Below are 18310 nucleotides of genomic sequence, written 5' to 3'. Positions count from 1 at the left end.
TTTCGATGAAGATCTTGCTCACGGCCGCAGCCCTTGTCGCGTTCACCCTTTCGCTGTCCCCCGCATCCGCCGCAATGATGGCGTGCACCAAGGACAACATGATGAAGTCCGCCGCCATGATGGGTGGCACTCCGGACACGCCGGCCAAGACGGCGGCGAACAAGGAAATGGCCATGGCCAACACCGACATGAGCAATGGCAAGATGAAGAGCGCCTGCATGCATTACATGAAGTCGCAGAAGGCCATGTCGATGAAATAGGCGCGCGGCGCGCACCAGCCGGCCGCGCTGTCAGCAGATGGCAGCGCGGCTTTTTATTTGACCGCCGCTTTGCCCATTCTTTCGCTTGGCGCGAATCCCGCTACATTGCGTGTTGCAATGTCACGCGCGCCCAAACCGATCCCCCTCAGCACGACGCAGGCCCGGCAGATCTGGCTGCATGCGCAGCGGCTCGACACGCGCGAACCGTTCGGGGAGGGCGCGCAGGCCGTGGCGGAGGCGATCGCCCATCTCGGCTATGTGCAGATCGACACCATCAACGTGATCGAGCGCTGCCATCACCACATCCTCTTCAGCCGCATCCCGTCCTACCGCCGCGCCGATCTGCGGCATGCCCAGAGCGTCGACAAAAGCGTATTCGAATACTGGACCCATGCGCTGTCCTATGTGCCGTCGAGCGATTTTCGCATCTTCCTGCCGGCGATGCGCGAGCACAAGCGCGAGGGGCACAGATGGTATGTCTCGGTGACGCCAGCCGACACGCGCAAGGTGATGCGGCTGTTGCGGGCCGGCCCGCTGACGATCCGCGACATCGAGGACGACGTGCTCACCGAGAAGGAGCATCTGTGGCAGAGCCGCAAGCCTTCGAAGCGGGCACTTCAGCTTGCCTTCTATACCGGCGTCGCGACCATCAGTGCGCGCCAGGGCATGCTCAAGACCTATGATCTGATGACGCGGCATTTCGGCTGGGACAAGCTGCCGAAGCCGGCCTCAGCCAAGGAGATCACGGCCTATCTGCTCGATCGCGCGTTGCGCTCCCAAGGCGTGGTCAGCCTCGATTCGATCTGCCACCTCGATGCGCCGAGCAAGAAAGCTGTGGCAAGCCTGATCGCCGCGCGCGTCCGCCGCGGCGAGCTCGTGCCTGTCGCGGTCGAGGGCGCCGGTAAGCAGGAGCATTGGGCGAGCCCCGCGGCGCTGGAGCCTGGCGAGGTATCGCCTGATCTCGTCCATATCCTTTCGCCGTTCGATCCGCTGATCATCCAGCGCAAGCGCACCAATCTCATCTTCGGCTACAATCATCTGTTCGAGGCTTATGTGCCGAAGGCCAAGCGCAAGCTCGGCTATTTCGCGCTGCCCGTGCTGGTCGGCGACGAGATCATCGCCGCGCTCGACCTCAAGACCGACCGGCAGGCCAAGAAGCTGTTGATGCAGAAATGGACCTGGCTCGGGAAGGGCAAGAAGATAGCGGGGCGCAAGGAGCTCAAGCAGAAGATCGAGGAGGAGCTCGAGCGATTTGAGCGGTTTCAGCTCGCGGAGTGAGCGTGACCGTCGCCCAGTCTACGGCCTTTCTTGGAGGTCGCGCGTGCCTCGCGGTTCGCGGCCAAGGTCGGACAGCATATGCGCATACCTGTCCAGCACTTCGTCGGCCGAATAGCCCGAGCGTCGCGCGAACTCCTCGCGCAATTCCAGTCGCGCCGAGACCCTCAGTCGCTCCGCTGTCGCGCTCGTCATGAGGGGATCGAAGCCCAATTCCCGCAGGCCCGCCGCCACGCCGTCCATTTCCACTGCGCGGCGCTCGGCATGCAGCACGTCGGAGCGGACGCACATGTCCAGGAACTTGCTGAATGTGGTGGCATCCATGGATTGGCAAAGCCCGCGCATGGTTTCACGCCGCACGCCGGCGAGCGTTGCGGCGGTCAGAGCCTCGACCAGCAGCGCCTCCATACCCTTCGTCACCACGCTCCGAAGCATCTTCACGGCCGCTGCCGTTCCGGCTTCGGAGCCGGCCACCTCGATGTGGAAGCCAAATGGCCTGAACGTCTCTGCGAAGCGTTCGGCGCCGCTGCCCGACGTGTAGAGCGGGACTGCTGCGCCATAGAGATCGACCGAGCCCATCAGGTTCGCATCCGCGAACACGCCGCCGCGCGCCTCCACGACCTCGGCGACACGCTTTTTCGTTCTCGGGGTCGCGGCGTTGATGTCCACTACGAGGCCGCCGGGACGCACAATTCTGGCTATGGCCTCTCCCATCTCGGTCGCGACGGCAACGACTACGGCGGAAAATATTACGTCCGCCTCCGACAGGTCGTCGAGCCGCTCGACCAGCGTGACGCCACATCTGGCCGCGACCGCAAGAAAGGCTTGGGAGTAGGGCGGTGCGTTGGTCTTGCCCTGACAGAACGCGACGATCGGCGCTCCGGTCTGAGCTGCCAGGTGCGACGCAAAGCATTGCGCGGCTTCGCCAAATCCAACAAAGGCGACCTTGGGCTGCGGCATGGCTGCAACTTCTCCGGACCGCTCGACGGAAAGGGTGAGGTCTCCTCTCCGCGCACGGCTTCATCGCGGCCATTGTGCCAAGTTCGGCGCCGGAGTCAATGAACCGGTTCATCATCCGAGACAATCTTACTCCCGCAATATCAGAGCTGGCTAATATTTCGGTAGATAGTGGCCGAGAGACTTGCTTAAAATAGTGAACCGGTTCATGTGGGAGCATGACGTCGCAGCCTCGCCGCCCGCAAACCGTGAAAGTCAGGGACGTGGCCCGAGCGGCCGGCGTCGCGGTCGGCACGGTATCCCGTGTACTCAACGATCGTCCCACGGTGACCAGAGAGCTGCGCGAGCGCGTCGAAAGGGCCATGGCCGATCTCGGCTATGAGGTCGACGTCACGGCGCAGAGCATGCGCGCGGGACGGTCGCGGCTCGTGGCCTGCGCCATTCGCGACTTCGACATCCCGCGCTTCGCGCTCTTCATCAAGGAGGCCGAGGCGGTCCTGCGCGAGGCCGGATATACCCTGCTTCTGGCGAGCACGACCAACCGCCCCGAAGTCGAGATCTCCTTGCTGCGCGCCTTCCGCAGGCGCCGGGTGGATGGCGTGATGATGACGCTGAGTGATGAGGCGCACCGGGACGTGCGCCAGGCGCTGGCGGAGGCTCCGATGCCGGTCTTGCTTATCGACAGAGACAGCATCGAGGCGCTCGATCGCGTCACGGCCGATCATCGCCTGGGCGCACGCCTTGCGACCAGCCATCTGCTCGGTCTCGGGCACCGGCGGATCGCCATGCTGGTCGGCGATATCAAGGCCTTTCCGTCGCGCAGCCGCCTGGAGGGATTCCGTGAGGCGTATTCGGCGGCGGGCATCACGCCGGATTCGAGGCTGTTACGACACAATGTGCTCTCGAGCGAAGACGCCTATCGGGCGACGGCGTCGCTCATGAATCTCGCGGATCCGCCGACGGCGCTCTTCGTCGCGGCTATGGACATGCTCGGCGGCTGCCTGAGAGCGCTGCGGACGATGAGCATTGACGTTGGGGATGGGATTTCCGTGGTGGCCGGGAGCGATTCCGACCTGGCTGAACTGCATACCCCGCCGATCACCGCGATCGAGTGGGATCTGGCGGCGATGGGCCGCCACGCAGCGACAATGCTGCTGGAGCGGATGCGCGGCGACGAAATCGAGCGCGGCCGTGGTCTCACCGTGCCGACGGAGCTGATCATTCGCGGGTCGAGCCGGTCTCTTGCGAGATGAGCTTGCTCCGCAGGGCGACCAATCTCGTGATGCAGATGCCGGCCGCAACACCGATCAGGTAAGCTAACAAATTTCGCAGCGAGAAGATCCGCCCTAACAGCAACGGGCGAGCTCGACCGCTTCGAGCGGTTTCAGCTGGCGGAGCGAGCGTCGGGTGACCTCACCTCATCTGGACGACGACTTTCCCCTTGGCCCTGCCCTTCGCAAGGTAGCCAAGGGCTTCCTTGGCCTCCGCGAATGGAAAGACCTTGTCGATCACCGGCCGAATGCGGCCCGCCTTGAGAATCTCGCCGATCTGCGAGAGCTGACCGCCATCTGGATGCACAAACAGGAATGAATATTCGGCGCCGCGTTTTCGGGCGCAGCGAATGATCTTGCGGCTCAGCAAGCCGAACAGGAACACCATGAAGAAGTTCATGCCGCGGGCACGGGCGAATGCAGCATCCGGGGGCCCGATGAGCGAGAGGACGGTGCTTCCACGCTTCAATATCCCAAGGGATTTCTCGATTGCGTCGCCCCTGATTGTGCCCAGCACGGCATCATAGTCCCGCAGCACGGTCTCAAACTGCTGCTTGTTGTAATCAACCACGTCATCGGCTCCGAGGCTCCGCACCAGGTCCACGTTTCCGCTGCTGGTTGTCGTTCCCACCTTCGCTCCGAGATATTTCGCAAGTTGGATCGCGAAGGTGCCGATCCCGCCGGATCCTGCGGGAATGAAAACCTTTTGGCCGGGCTTGAGGCGCGCACGCTCCGTCAGCGCTTGCCACGACGTTAGTGCGACCATCGGGATGGAGGCCGCTTGCACAAAGTCCAGGTTGGGCGGCTTGAGCGCGGCGGCAGTCTCGGGAACGACCGCGAATTCAGCAAGCGCGCCCGTGCCCAGGTCGAAGATGCTGGCGAAGATCTCATCGCCCGGCTTGAATCGGGTAACGCGATTTCCGACCTCCACCACGACGCCAGCCAAGTCGCTGCCCAATGCGGCCGGGAGCTGAAAGTGCAGGATGGGCTTGAACATTCCTTTTGGAATCATGTTGTCGATCGGATTCAAACCGGCGGCGTGGACCTGAACGAGAATTTCATCCGGCTTCGGCGTCGGCCGGGGCGTATCGATGAAAGCAAGCTGATTGGCCTTGCCATAACGCTTGAAGATGAGCGCTTTCATGTCTCTGTTCTCTGTGTCCGATGGGTCTACGCCGGTAGCGGGGCGCCCGCGTGCCGTCAAAAAGCTCGTGCGGGACGGGGGGACTGTGACGCCTGCGGTGCATCAAGCCGGAGGTCCTTTCGAATCCCGGCATCGACCAGGCCAGCGGGCGCAAATCTGCGAAGAAATCGCAGCCGGCTCGCGAGCTTGCCGGCTGCGTATCGAATTTTCGGATGCGCCGCGTTCGCCGCCTTCAACACGGTTTCGGCGACCACATCCGGCGATTCCGCGGTGGCCATGACCTCATTCACCCGCCTGCTTACGCCCGCACGCGCTTCGCGATACTCGTCGAGCTTGACGTCCGGCTCGATGAAGTTCGCGTCGAATGGCGTCTTCGTGTACGCGGGTTCGATGATGGAGACCCTGATGCCCCGCGTGCGCAGCTCGTGGTCGAGCGATTCCGAATAGCCTTCCACCGCGTGCTTGGTCGCGGCATAGAGCGCCCCATAGGGCATCGGCAGAAAGCCGAGCACAGAGCCGATATTGATGATGCGTCCGCTGCCCTGGCGGCGCATCTGCGGCAGGACAGCGCGCGTCATCCGGATCAGCCCGAAAAAGTTCGTCTCGAAGATCGATCGCGCCTGCTCGATCGAGCTCTCCTCCGCTCCGGCGGGCGCAACGCCGAATCCGGCGTTATTCACCAGCAGATCGATGCGACCATCGCGCCGGATCACCTCGCTAACTGCCGTCGCCACGGATTCGTCGCTGGTCACGTCGAGGGCCAGCATCTCGAACGACCGCTTGCCTGCCTGAACTCCGCGTCTGCTGGTGCCGTAGACCTTGTAGCCGTCCGCAGCGAGCCGCTGTGCGGTGGCTTCGCCGATGCCCGACGAGGCGCCTGTCACGAGAGCAATCTTTACCTTGGTCATGACCTTCTCCTGATGTTCAACGCTGCGCTTGCCAGTTTTGATGACGATCGTAATGATTGAATTAGATGATGATCGTAATTATAAATGTCAAGACCCTCTGATCAGGACCTTCGACATGCGTGTTTCCAAGGAAAAGGCGGCCGACAACCGCGAACGAATTCTTACGACGGCCTCGCGCCTGATCCGGGAGCGCGGGATTTCCGGCGTCGGTGTCGACGCGCTGACCGAGGCCGCCGGCATGACCCACGGTGGTCTCTACAGTCAATTCGGCTCCAAGCAGCGGCTTGTCGAAGAAGCGGTCGCCGAGGCAATCGCCTCCAAGGGACGAGAGCTCTGTGAAACGACCACGGTCGATGACTACGTTTCGGAATATCTTTCGCCGGCGCACCGGGACGACCCGGGAAGCGGCTGCCCGTTTGCGGCGCTGTGCTCTGAAATGCAGCGCCAAAGCCAAGGCGCGCGAGAACGATTTACCGCCGGCGTGAAGGGCATGATCGGGTGGCTCAGCGCACGAATCGGTTCGGGGACCAGGCAACGCCGGCGCGATGAGGATGCGATCGTGACTCTTGTTTCTCTGGTCGGGGCGCTCGTGCTCGCCCGCGCGGTGAGCGATCCCAAATTGTCAGATGAGATTCTTCGCGCCACCCGGAAAAAGCTGGCTGGCTAGCTTTTGCCCGCGCCGCGCTTCTCCATGAGTCGATCGAGCCAGAGGCCGACCACGACACCGGTGAGGTAGGCAACCAAATTCCACAGCGAGAAGATGCGCCCGAGCAGCAGCGCGCCCGCCGTAGTGAGCCGGAACGCGTCGAGCCCCGGCGTATGCACCAACCGCGAAAACTCGACGACCACCGCGATTGCAACGGCGATGGCCGCGAGTTGGCTTCGTGTCAGCCACGGCAGCAAAGCCCCGACCAGCAACAACACCACAGCAGCGAGCCGCCATACTTCACCACGAAGGCGGGAAGGCCGAGCGGAAAACCGTACCAGCGTAGGGACAGCCCGCAGGCGATCGCCACCAGCGCCAGCCCGGCTCGGATCAGCATCTTCCGTCGCAGCGTAATGGTGTTGACTGGCTGCGCTCCTTGCATGGCTTCCATTGACTCTTTGCCCACGATGCTGAAAACCGCCTGCGAAAGCGTTTTCGAGCGAAGTGGATACCGGTTCGCGTGAAGAAAACGCGTCAAATCAAGAATCTTTCTAGCTCACAAAAGCAAAAAACCGGGGGAAGCCATGAGCCAGACCACAACCTATATCGGTTCCACAGGAGCCAAGTCGGAAATCGAGACATCGACCATCCGCGCCATCTCCTGGCGCCTGATCCCGTTCCTGGTGCTGGCCTACTTCTTCTCCTATCTCGACCGCGTCAATCTCGGCTTCGCCGCGCTGACCATGAATGCCGAGTTGAAGTTCACGCCGTTGATCTTCTCCTGGGGCGCCGGCATCTTCTTCATCGGCTATTTCATCTTCGAGGTGCCGAGCAATCTCGCGCTGGAGAAGTTCGGCGCGAGCCGCTGGATCGCCCGCATCATGGTGACCTGGGGCATCATCTCGGCGCTGATGGCGCTGGTGAGCGGCGTGACCAGCTTCTACGTGCTGCGCTTCCTGCTCGGCGTGGCGGAAGCCGGCTTCTTTCCCGGCATCATCCTCTACCTCACTTATTGGTATCCGGCCGAATATCGCGGCCGCTTCCTCGCGGCCTTCGCGATCGCCGTGCCGGTCTCGACCGTGATCGGCGCGCCGATCTCGGGCCTCTTGCTCGGGCTCGACGGCGCGATGGGGCTGAAGGGCTGGCAGTGGCTGTTCATTCTCGAGGGCATCCCTTCGGTGCTGCTCGGCATCGTCACCTGGTTCTACCTCACTGACAGGCCGGAGAAGGCGGACTGGCTCTCGGCCGAGCAGAAAGCCTGGCTCAAGGCCCGGCTCGATTCCGAAATCGCAATCAAACAGGCGGTAAAGCACCCCTCGCTCGGCGAAGCGCTGTCGTCGCCGAAGGTGATCGCGCTCAGCCTGATCTATTTCGGCTTCGTCGGCGCCCTCTATGGCATGCAGTTCTGGTTGCCGCAGATCGTCAAGGCATTCGGCCTGACCAACGCCCAGACCGGCTTCGTCACCGCGATTCCCTATCTGTTCGGCACCGTCGCCATGATCCTGTGGGCGCGGCATTCGGATGCCACGCGCGAGCGCGTGATGCATGTCGGCGCCCCGCTGCTGCTCACCGCCGTCGCGCTCGCCGTCTCCAGCTACCTCACCGATCCCACTATGACCATGGTGGTGCTGACAGTCGCCGCGATCGGGGTGTTCTGCTGCTTCGGCGTGTTCTGGACCCTGCCGACCGCCTGGCTCTCCGGCACGGCCGCTGCCGGCGCCATCGCGCTGATCAATTCGGTCGGCAACCTCGCCGGCTTCGGCGGTCCCTATCTGATCGGCTGGGTCAAGGAAGCCACTGGCCAGACCTCGACCGGCCTTCTGGTGCTCGCGGTGCTGCCGCTATTGGCCGGCATCCTGGCCTTCATCGGCGGCCACGAGAGCAAGCACGAGTTCGCCGACCGGGGGCGGTGAACCTACGTCGCCCTGGCCAAAGCCAGGGCGACGTACCCCGCGGCTCCTCTTGGGGCGCGCGTGGGGAGACGTATTCTTCCGGCAACCGACTTCAGGGGTAATGGGCCCGGCTTTCGCCAGGGCGACGGGAGAAGGGTTACCACCCCCTAATGATCACGCTTTTCTGATGATTGACGATTATTGACTTTTATCAGTAATTAGTCGACATTCCTCCTATTGCAGCGCGGGAGTGTCCTCCGATGTTCGTTCGGTCCGTTTTGTCCAGCTATTCCAAGCTCTTGGCGGGTGTATCGCTGGCTCTGATGGCCGCTGCGCTGGCCGGGTGTAATGATACCGTGGCGCAAAAGGCTGACCCGCCGCGGCCGGTCCTGGTCGCAACCGCCCATTATGATGCCGAGACTCCGGAGCGCAGCTTCGTCGGCACCATCAGGCCCCGGATCGAGAGCGATCTCGGTTTTCGCGTCGCCGGCAAGGTCGATAAGCGACTGGTCGAGGTCGGCCAGACCGTCGAGGTGGGGCAGGCGCTTGCCACCCTCGACGAGGTCGATCTGAAGCTTCAGGCCGAGCAGGCCGTCGCCGAGCAGACCGCCGCCACCGGCGTGCTGGCCCAGGCCGCCGCTGCCGAGCAGCGCGCCAAGGATTTGAAGGCAAAGGGCTGGACCACCGATGCCGCGATGGATTCGAGCCGCGCCGCCGCCGACGAGGCACGTGCGCGGCTCGACCGCGCCGTCCGCTCGGTCGAGCTGACCAAGAATTCTCTTTCGTACGCGACGCTCAATGCCGACGCCCGTGGCGTCGTCACCGCAACGCTGATCGAGCCCGGCCAGGTGGTCGCCGCGGGCCAGGCCTCGATCCGCGTCGCCCGCTTTGCCGAAAAGGAAGCGGTCGTCGCGATCCCTGAGACGCTGGTCGGACGTGCCAAGTCGGGCGCCGCCAGCGTCACTCTTTGGTCGGAGCCGGACAAGAAATATACGGCGAAGCTGCGCGAGATCGCGCCCACCGCCGATCCGGCCACGCGCACCTATCTCGCCAAATTTTCGCTGCCCGAGGCCGACGACAAGGTTTCGCTCGGCATGACCGCGACGCTGACGCTGTCGGACGCTGCCACCGAGCGCGTCGCCCGGCTGCCGCTGTCGGCGCTGTTCAACGAAGGCGGCAAGCCGTCCTTCTATGTCGTCGACGACAACGGCGCGGTCACGCTGAAGCCTGTCGCGGTGAAGTCCTACGACAGCAACGACGTCGTCATCACCAGCGGCGTCGAAGAGGGCGCCAAGATCGTCGCCCTCGGTGTCCAGAAACTTGATCCCGGCCAGAAGGTGCGGGTCGTGTCGTCGCTGTCTTTCTAAAGTTTACGAGTACCGTCGTGTGAGGTGAGTTTCGGCCTGAGCGCAAATGCGAAGGCTGAAGCGGCGAAGCGATCCAGAACCTGCCCAGCCCCCTGGATTGCTTCGCTGCCTCGCGACGACGGGTTGAACAGAGCGGCTGTCGTTTTTGGCAATTGGATCGTTTTTTCCGGAGAGAGCGATGAAGCGCTTCAACCTTTCGGCCTGGGCCGTCAGCCATCCGACGCTGGTCCTGTTCCTGATGCTGGTGCTCGGCGTCGCCGGCTTCTTCTCCTATCAGAAGCTCGGCCGCGCCGAAGATCCGTTCTTCACGGTGAAGGTGGTCAACGTCTCCGTGCTGTGGCCGGGCGCGACCGCGCAGGAGATGCAGACCCAGGTCGCTGATCCCATCGAGAAGAAGATCCAGGAGCTGCCTTATTTCGAGAAGGTGCAGACCTATTCCAAGCCTGGATTCACCGCGCTCCAGGTCACCTTCCGCGACTCCACGCCGCCGAAGGATGTGCCCTATCTCTTCTATCTCCTGCGCAAGAAGCTCGCCGACGTGCAAGGCCAGTTGCCTGCCGGCATCCTCGGTCCGGTCGTCAACGACGAGTTCTCCGACGTTGATTCGATTCTTTACATGATGACTGGCGACGGCGCCGATTACGCCCAGCTCAAGAAGGTCTCCGAAGGCTTCCGCCAGCGCCTGCTCAAGGTGCCCGGCGTGACCAAGGTCGACGTCTACGGCAACCAGGATGAGCGCATCTTCGTCGAGTTCAGTCACGCGAAGCTCGCCACGCTCGGCATCACGCCGCAGGCGCTGTTCGACTCGCTCGCCAAGCAGAACAACGTGACGCCGGCCGGCACGGTCGAAACCTCGTCGCAGCGCGTGCCGCTGCGCGTGACCGGCGCGCTCGACGGCGTCAAGGCGGTGGCCGAGACCCCGGTCGAGAGCAATGGCCGTGTCTTCCGCCTTGGCGACATCGCCACCGTCACCCACGGCTATGTCGATCCGCCGAGTTTCGTCGTGCGCCAGGAAGGCAAGGCCGCGATCGGTATCGGTGTCGTCACCGCCAAGGGCGCCAACATCCTCGAGCTCGGCAAGGACGTCGAGAAGGCGACCGCCGAATTCATGAAGGCGGTGCCGCAGGGCGTCGACGTCCGGCTCATCGCCGACCAGCCCAAGGTGGTCGAGCACGCGGTAAGCGAATTCGTGCACTCCTTCATGGAGGCACTCGTCATCGTGCTGTTCGTGTCGTTTCTTGCGCTCGGCTGGCGCACCGGCATCGTGGTCGCCATGTCGGTCCCGCTCGTGCTCGGCATCGTCTTCATCGTCATGAACGTGATGTCGCTCGACCTGCACCGCATCACGCTCGGTGCGCTGATCATCGCGCTCGGCCTGCTGGTGGATGATGCCATCATCGCGGTCGAGATGATGGTGGTGAAGATGGAGCAGGGCTGGGACCGCATGCGTGCGGCGTCCTTTGCCTGGGAATCAACTGCGTTTCCGATGCTCACGGGAACGCTGGTCACGGCCGCTGGCTTCCTCCCCATTGGCTTTGCCAATTCCGCGGTCGGCGAATATGCCGGCAGCATCTTCTGGATCGTGGCGATCGCGCTGGTCGCGTCCTGGTTCGTGGCGGTGATCTTCACGCCCTATATCGGCGTCAAGCTGCTGCCGGAGATGAAGGTGCACCACAACCACGATCCGCACGCGGTCTACGAGACCCGCATGTACCGTGGCCTGCGCGCCGTTGTGCAGTGGTGCGTCAGTCATCGCATCACGGTGGTGGTCGCGACCGTTGGCGTCTTCGTGGCTTCGATCGTCGGCTTCGGCCACGTCCAGCAGCAGTTCTTCCCGCTCTCCGAGCGGCCCGAACTGTTCCTCCAGCTCCGCCTGCCTGAGGGCACCGCCTTCAACGTCACTGAAAAGGCGGTGAAGAAGGCCGAGACGCTGCTGAAGGACGACCAGGACATCGAGACCTACACGGCCTATGTCGGCCAGGGCTCGCCGCGCTTCTGGCTCGGCCTCAATCCGCAGCTTCCGAACGAGGCGTTTGCCGAGATCGTCATCGTCGCCAAGGGTGTCGAGGCACGCGAGCGCATCAAGGCCAAGATCGAGAACGCGGCCGCCGACGGCATGTTGACGGAGGCGCGCGTCCGCGTCGACCGCTTCAACTTCGGTCCGCCGGTCGGCTTCCCCGTGCAGTTCCGCGTGATCGGCCCCGACGCCAACAAGGTGCGCGAGATCGCCTACCAGGTTCGCGACGTCATGCGCGAGAACAAGAACGTCAAGGACGTTCAGCTCGACTGGAACGAGCAGTCGCCCTACCTCAAGCTCGTCGTCGACCAGGATCGCGCCCGCGCCATGGGTCTCACCCCGCAGGACGTGTCACAGGCGCTGTCGATGCTGATCTCGGGGGCACAGGTCACGACCGTGCGCGACGGCATCGAGAAGGTCGGCGTGGTCGCCCGTGCCGTCCCGTCCGAACGCCTCGATCTCGGCGGCGTCGGCGATCTCACCATCACCACGCGCAATGGCGTCGCTGTTCCGCTGCAGCAGATCGCCAAGATCGAGTATGCCCATGAGGAGCCGATCCTGTGGCGGCGCAACCGCGACATGGCGATCACCGTGCGCTCCGACGTCGTCGACGGCGTGCAGGCGCCCGATGTCACCAGCCAGATCACGCCGAAGCTGCAGCAGATCAAGGACTACCTCGAGCCGGCCTACCGCATCGAGCCGGGAGGGGCGTTCGAGGAATCCGCCAAGGGCAACGCCTCGATCTTCATCCTCTTCCCGGTGATGGTCATGGTGATGCTGACGCTGCTGATGATCCAGCTGCAGAGCTTCTCGCGCCTGTTCTTGGTGTTCCTGACCGCACCGCTTGGCATCGTCGGCGCCTCCCTCGGCCTCAACGTCGCCAATGCCCCGTTCGGCTTCGTGGCGCTGCTCGGGCTGATCGCGCTTGCCGGCATGATCATGCGCAACGCGGTCATCCTGGTCGACCAGATCGAGACCGACGTCTCCCACGGCCTGACCCGCCGCGAGGCGATCGTTGAGGCCACCGTCCGCCGCGCCCGTCCGGTGGTGCTGACGGCGCTCGCCGCGATCCTCGCCATGATTCCGCTGTCCCGCTCGGCGTTCTGGGGCCCGATGGCGATCACGATCATGGGAGGCTTGTTCGTCGCGACCTTCCTGACGCTGCTCTATCTGCCGGGCCTCTATGCCCTGTGGTTCAGGAAGAGCCTGGATGAGGCCGGCACCCCCGAGCAACCTGCCGCGCCGCAGCATGGGAGCGATGACGAGCACGCAATTCCGCTTGCTGAAGCGGCTGAATAAGTGAGAAGACTACCGACGAACGAGTCCTGAAACATGACACTGGTTGCGGAACATATCGAAGGTGACACCCGGGATCGTATTCTCGAGGTGGCCGAGCGGCTGTTCCGCGTAATCGGCTATCAGAAGACTACGGTCGGCGACATCGCCAAAGAGCTCCGGATGAGCCCCGCCAACGTCTATCGCTTCTTCGAATCGAAGAGGGCGATTCACCAGGCGGTGGCACGGGGGTTGATGGGCGAAGTCGAGCTGGAAGCACAGCGGATCGTGGCTGGGACCGGTCCGGTGCTGGAGCGCTTCCGTGAGCTGCTGACCACCATCCATCGCATGAACACCGAGCGCTATGTCGGTGATTCCAAGCTGCATGAGATGGTCGAGATCGCCATGCAGGAGGACTGGGACGTCTGCGTCACCCATATGGAGTGCATCGCCGGGACGATCGGCCAGATGATCGCGCAAGGCGCGGCCACCGGCGAGTTCGAGGCGCCCGACCTGCAGCTGGCATCGCTGTGCGCCTGCACCGCCATGATGCGCTTCTTCCATCCCCAGATGATCGCCCAGTGCGCCACCAAGCCGGGCCCGACCATCGATCAGATGATCGATTTCGTCATCGCGGGTCTGTCCCCGCGCCACTGACCAATGTTTTGAGTTGACCGTCATTCCGGGGCGATGCGAAGCATCGAACTCCGGTGCGCAATTGCGCACCTGAGAATCTCGAGATTCCGGGTTCGGTCCTCCGGGCCGCGCTCGCGCGGTCCCGTCGGACCGCCCCGGAATGACGGAAAACGGAGAAGCAGCGCGTGACCGACAAAGACCTGTATTTCTACGAGCCCGCCAAGGGCCACGGCCTCAAGCACGATCCCTTCAACGCCATCATCGCGCCGCGGCCGATCGGCTGGATCTCGTCGCGCGACACCAAGGGCCACGTCAATCTCGCGCCCTACAGCTTCTTCAACGCGTTCTGCTACGTGCCGCCGATCATCGGCTTCTCCTCCACCAACTGGAAAGACTCGGTCGAGAACATCAAGCAGACCGGCGAATTCGTCTGGAATCTCGCCACGATGGATCTCGCCAAGCACATGAATGCGACGGCGGCGCATGTTGCGCCTGAGGTCGACGAGTTCGAGATCGCTGGCCTTACCGCCGTGCCCGGCAAGCTCGTCAACGTGCCGCGCGTCGGCGAGAGCCCGGTCGCCTTCGAGTGCAGGGTGTCCGACATCGTCCGGCTCAAGGGCGCCGACGGCAAGGAGGCCGACGCCTGGCTGACGCTGGGCGAGGTCGTCGCCGTCCACATCGACAAGGCCATGATCAAGGACGGCGTCTACCAGACCGCCGCCGCCCGCCCGATCGTGCGGGCCGGCCGCCGCGGCGACTATTTTGAGATCAAGCCGGAAAACATGTTCGAGATGGTCCGGCCGGATTAGGCCGGCCGCCGCTCTCTCCACACGTCATTCCGGGGCGGCCGCAAGGCGCGAGCCCGGAATCCATTCATCAACCAACGCTACCGTCTGATGGATTCCGGGCTCACGCTTCGCGTGCCCCGGAATGACAAGGGGAGGCATTCAGCCCCATCCCCTCCCGGAACTGCCAGCGCGCCCCGGCCGTTATGGTCCGTGGGCGGCCGCCCGGCCGCGTCAATTCGCATCATTTTGCAGGCGAAGTGTTCGCTTCTGCCGGCCAGTTTCCGCTAAAATGCCCTAACCGCGCCGTTGCATGAGGTCCGCCATGAGCTTCCGCCGCGACACCATTACCAAGCCGATCTTCTCCTGGGCGCGCCGCGTGCTGCCGGCGATGTCCGACACCGAGCGCGAGGCGCTGGAGGCCGGCGACGTCTGGTGGGACGCCGATCTCTTCACCGGCAATCCCGACTGGTCGAAGCTGCTCAAGATTCCGCAGGCGAAATTGACCGACGAGGAGCAGGCCTTCCTCAACGGCCCTGTCGACGAACTCTGCGCCATGCTCGACGAGTGGAAGATCTTTTGGGAGTGGCGCGACTTGCCGCCTGACGTCTGGCACTTCGTCAAGAGCGAGAAATTCTTCGGCATGATCATCCCGAAGGAATTTGGCGGCCTCGGCTTCTCGCCCTATGCGCATTCGGAAGTGGTACGAAAAATCTCGACCCGCTCGATCGCGGCTGCCGTTACCGTGATGGTGCCGAACTCGCTCGGACCTGGCGAACTCCTGATGCGCTTCGGCACCAAGGAGCAGCAGGAGCGCTGGCTGCCGCGCCTCGCTGACGGCCGCGACATTCCCTGCTTCGGTCTAACCAGCCCGGAAGCCGGTTCGGACGCGGCCTCGATGGTCGACACGGGCATCATCTGCAAGGGCGTCTTCGAGGGGCAAGAGGTCGTCGGCCTCAGGCTCAACTGGCACAAGCGCTACATCACGCTCGGACCTGTCGCGACGCTGCTCGGCCTCGCCTTCAAGGCCTATGACCCCGATCATCTCGTCGGCGATCAGGAAGAGCTCGGCATCACCGTCGCGCTGATCCCGACCAATCTGCCCGGCGTCGAGATCGGCCACCGTCATCTGCCGTCGATGCAGGTGTTCCAGAACGGCCCGAACTGGGGCCGCGACGTCTTCATCCCGCTCGACTATGTCATCGGTGGCCAGGAGCGGCTCGGGCAGGGCTGGAAGATGCTGATGACCGCGCTCGCCGCCGGCCGCGGCATCTCGCTGCCGTCGCTCTCCGCGGCCGGCGCCGCTTATGCGGCGCGCACCACCGGCGCCTATGCCCGCATCCGCGAGCAGTTCGGCATTTCCATCTCAAAATTCGAAGGCGTCGAGGAGCCGCTCGCGCGCATCGTCGCCACCGCCTATCAGCTCGACGCGGCGCGGCGGCTCACTTGCGCGGCGCTCAATGCCGGCGTTCATCCCGCCGTGATCTCCGGCATCATGAAGCTGCACGCGACCGAGCGGATGCGCATCGCGGTCGACGACGCCATGGACATCCATGGCGGCAAGGCCGTGATCGACGGTCCGCAAAATTATATCGGCAATCTGCACCGCGCCGTTCCCGTGGGCATCACGGTCGAGGGCGCCAACATCCTCACGCGCAATCTCATCGTGTTCGGGCAGGGCGCGATCCGCGCGCATCCCTATCTGCTCGACGAGATGAATGCGCTCGCCGACACCGATCGCGAGCGCGGTCTCACAGCCTTCGACAAGGCGTTCTGGAAACATGTCGGCCACAGTTTTCAGACGCTATTCCGCGCCTTCGGCCGAAGCTGGACTTTTGGCGCCTTCGCGCTCGCGCCCGATGCGGGCGACACCACGCCGTTCTATCGCCAGCTTTCGCGTTACTCCGCGGCCTTCGCGCTCTGCGCCGACATGGCGCTGCTGACGCTCGGCGGCGCTCTCAAGCGCAAGGAGATGCTGTCGGCGCGTTTCGGCGACATCCTCTCCGAGCTGTACTTGCTCTCGGCCGCGCTAAAACGCTGGCAGGACGAGGGCCGGCAGAAGGAGGATTTCGCCGCTCTGGAATGGTGCATGGCGACCGGCTTCAAGACGATCGAGAACCGGCTCGCCGAAATCCTCGCCAATCTGCCGAACCGATTCGTCGCCGTGATCCTCAAGCTCGTGGTCCAGCCGTTTGGCGCCCGCGTGCTCGGCCCGTCCGACCGCGTCGTGCACCAATGCGCTAGCCTCGTGCTGGAGCCGTCCGCGGCGCGCGAGCGCCTCACGCCGGATCTCGCTCATGTTGATGACGACAGCGGCTTTGCCCGGCTGGAGCGGGCGTTCAAATTGGTTACCGGCACGGACGCGATCGCCAAGCGTATGCGCGCTGCGCATGTAAGGGACTGGAAGGAGGCCGTCGCCAAGGGCGTGATCACGCAGGCCGAAGGCGAGCAGTTGGCGGCCGCCCACGAAGCCGTCACAAAAGTCATCGAGGTCGACGATTTTGCGCCGGAGGCGCTGTCGCCGATTTACAAGAAAACCGGCGACGTGCATCAGTTCTTCCAGGAACTCGGTGAACAGAGGGCGGCGAGCTAATGGCACGACCGGTTTTCATCGTCGACGGCAGCCGGACGCCGTTTCTGAAAGCGCGCTCCGGACCGGGGCCGTTCACGCCGGTCGATCTCGCAGTGCAGTGCGGCCGGCCGCTCCTGGCGCGCCAGCCGTTTTCGCCAACCGACTTCGACCAGGTCATCCTCGGCTGCGTCAACGTGATCGCCGACGAGATGAACCCGGCGCGCGTCGCCGCACTCCGGCTCGGCATGGGCGAGGACATGGTCGCTTTCACCGTGCAGATCAATTGCGGCTCCGGCATGCAGTCGATCGATACCGCCTACCGTTACATCCGCGAAGGCCATGCGGACATGATCCTCGCCGGCGGCACCGAGGCGCTCAGCCACGCGCCGCTGGTGTGGCCGAATTCCGGCGTGCGCTGGTTTGCCGGTCTTGCCACCGCCAAGGGCGTGGCCTCGAAGCTCGCCGCCGCGTTCAAGCTGCGGCCGCGCTATCTCAAACCGATCATTGGGCTCGAGCGCGGGCTGACCGATCCCATCACCGAACTGAACATGGGGCAGACTGCGGAAGTCGTCGGCCATCTCTTCGGCATTACGCGCGCCCAGTCGGATGCTTATGCCGCCGAGAGCCATCGACGCCTTGCGCACGCGCAGGCCGAGGGCTTTCTGAAGGGCGAGGTCGAGACCGCCTTCTCCCGCGACGGAAAGTTCTTCGACCATGATGACGGCGTGCGTCCGGACTCCACGGCCGAGACACTCACGAAGCTGAGGCCGGTGTTCGAACGCCCCTGGGGCCAGGTCACCGCGGGCAATTCCTCGCAGATCACCGACGGCGCCTCATGGGTGATCCTCGCTTCCGACGCGGCGGTCGCAAGGCACAGACTGACGCCGAAGGCTGCGATCGTCGACAGCAACTGGGCCGCGCTCGATCCGAGCATCATGGGGCTCGGCCCCGTGATGTCGGCGACGCCGCTCTTGACCCGCAACAATCTCACCCTCCAGGACGTCGAAACCTGGGAGCTGAACGAGGCCTTTGCGACGCAGGTGCTCGGCTGCCTCGCCGCCTGGAACGACGACAAGTTCTGTCGCGAGATTTTGCGACTCGACGGCGCGGCCGGCGAGATCGACCGCGAAAAACTCAATGTCGATGGCGGTGCGATCTCGCTCGGCCATCCCGTCGGGACCTCCGGCAATCGCATCGTGCTGCATCTCGTCAACGCGATGAAGCGGCTCGGCACGCGGCGCGGGATTGCCACCGAATGCATCGGCGGCGGGCTCGGCGGTGCCATGCTGATCGAGGCGGTGTGAC

General features: G+C 63.9%; 14 protein-coding genes and 1 pseudogene. 11 read left to right on the top strand and 4 right to left on the bottom strand.

Going from position 1 to position 18310, the window contains the following annotated elements; genetic code table 11:
• Nucleotides 1–5: 5 nt before the first annotated feature.
• The gene (locus tag YUA_RS0102745) at nt 6–260 is read left to right on the top strand and encodes a hypothetical protein (RefSeq protein WP_027529274.1); all 255 of its coding nucleotides are present in this window, start codon (nt 6–8) and stop codon (nt 258–260) included.
• A gap of 117 nt (nt 261–377) precedes the next feature.
• On the top strand, nt 378–1538 hold the full coding sequence (locus YUA_RS0102740) for a winged helix-turn-helix domain-containing protein (protein ID WP_027529273.1): 1161 nt from the start codon (nt 378–380) through the stop codon (nt 1536–1538).
• 18 nt (nt 1539–1556) lie between these two features.
• On the opposite strand, the gene YUA_RS43375 is transcribed toward YUA_RS0102740, so the two are convergent.
• Nucleotides 1557–2495 carry an NAD(P)-dependent oxidoreductase gene (locus YUA_RS43375; RefSeq protein WP_051383079.1) on the bottom strand — a complete coding sequence of 313 codons (939 nt, stop codon included), beginning with the start codon at nt 2493–2495 and terminating at the stop codon, nt 1557–1559.
• A 215-nt stretch (nt 2496–2710) separates the two neighbouring features.
• Here YUA_RS43375 and YUA_RS0102730 point away from each other — a divergent pair, with 215 nt between their 5' ends.
• On the top strand, nt 2711–3745 hold the full coding sequence (locus tag YUA_RS0102730) for a LacI family DNA-binding transcriptional regulator (protein WP_027529272.1): 1035 nt from the start codon (nt 2711–2713) through the stop codon (nt 3743–3745).
• 160 nt (nt 3746–3905) lie between these two features.
• On the opposite strand, the gene YUA_RS0102725 is transcribed toward YUA_RS0102730, so the two are convergent.
• Both YUA_RS0102725 and YUA_RS0102720 read right to left on the bottom strand, forming a co-directional pair.
• Complete coding sequence (locus YUA_RS0102725) at nt 3906–4907, bottom strand: NADP-dependent oxidoreductase (RefSeq protein WP_027529271.1); 1002 nt, start codon at nt 4905–4907, stop codon at nt 3906–3908.
• Between the two features lie 56 nt (nt 4908–4963).
• Nucleotides 4964–5815 carry an oxidoreductase gene (locus YUA_RS0102720; protein WP_027529270.1) on the bottom strand — a complete coding sequence of 284 codons (852 nt, stop codon included), beginning with the start codon at nt 5813–5815 and terminating at the stop codon, nt 4964–4966.
• 115 nt (nt 5816–5930) lie between these two features.
• On the opposite strand from YUA_RS0102720, the gene YUA_RS0102715 reads away from it, so the two are divergent.
• Complete coding sequence (locus YUA_RS0102715; RefSeq protein ID WP_027529269.1) at nt 5931–6482, top strand: TetR/AcrR family transcriptional regulator; 552 nt, start codon at nt 5931–5933, stop codon at nt 6480–6482.
• Here the strand turns inward: YUA_RS0102715 and YUA_RS43370 are convergent.
• A pseudogene (locus YUA_RS43370) lies at nt 6479–6903 on the bottom strand (DUF2809 domain-containing protein). The gene YUA_RS0102715 and the pseudogene YUA_RS43370 overlap by 4 nt on opposite strands.
• Before the next feature lie 142 nt (nt 6904–7045).
• On the opposite strand from YUA_RS43370, the gene YUA_RS0102705 reads away from it, so the two are divergent.
• From YUA_RS0102705 to YUA_RS0102675, 7 genes are all read left to right on the top strand, one after another.
• Complete coding sequence (locus YUA_RS0102705; protein ID WP_027529268.1) at nt 7046–8374, top strand: MFS transporter; 1329 nt, start codon at nt 7046–7048, stop codon at nt 8372–8374.
• Nucleotides 8375–8613: 239 nt separating this feature from the next.
• Nucleotides 8614–9720, top strand: a complete 1107-nt coding sequence (locus YUA_RS0102700) for an efflux RND transporter periplasmic adaptor subunit (protein WP_027529267.1) — start codon at nt 8614–8616, stop codon at nt 9718–9720.
• A 178-nt stretch (nt 9721–9898) separates the two neighbouring features.
• A complete protein-coding gene (locus tag YUA_RS0102695; RefSeq protein WP_027529266.1) occupies nt 9899–13036 on the top strand; it encodes an efflux RND transporter permease subunit in 3138 nt (1045 codons plus the stop codon).
• Nucleotides 13037–13069: 33 nt separating this feature from the next.
• Nucleotides 13070–13669, top strand: coding sequence for a TetR/AcrR family transcriptional regulator (locus tag YUA_RS0102690; RefSeq protein ID WP_027529265.1), 600 nt, complete (start codon nt 13070–13072; stop codon nt 13667–13669).
• A gap of 164 nt (nt 13670–13833) precedes the next feature.
• Nucleotides 13834–14457 (top strand): flavin reductase family protein, encoded by a 624-nt coding sequence (locus YUA_RS0102685; protein ID WP_027529264.1) that lies wholly within the window; start codon nt 13834–13836, stop codon nt 14455–14457.
• Between the two features lie 301 nt (nt 14458–14758).
• Nucleotides 14759–17026: an acyl-CoA dehydrogenase gene (locus tag YUA_RS0102680; protein ID WP_027529263.1), complete on the top strand. Its 2268-nt coding sequence runs from the start codon at nt 14759–14761 to the stop codon at nt 17024–17026.
• Nucleotides 17026–18309 carry an acetyl-CoA C-acetyltransferase gene (locus YUA_RS0102675; RefSeq protein ID WP_027529262.1) on the top strand — a complete coding sequence of 428 codons (1284 nt, stop codon included), beginning with the start codon at nt 17026–17028 and terminating at the stop codon, nt 18307–18309. Before YUA_RS0102680 ends, YUA_RS0102675 begins: the two co-directional genes overlap by 1 nt.
• Nucleotide 18310: the final 1 nt, after the last annotated feature.

It is taken from the genome of Bradyrhizobium sp. WSM3983, assembly GCF_000473045.1.
Classification (GTDB): Bacteria; Pseudomonadota; Alphaproteobacteria; order Rhizobiales; family Xanthobacteraceae; genus Bradyrhizobium.
The sequence above is the reverse complement of the archived record's forward strand: the minus strand, read 5'-3'. Positions and strand labels throughout refer to the sequence as shown.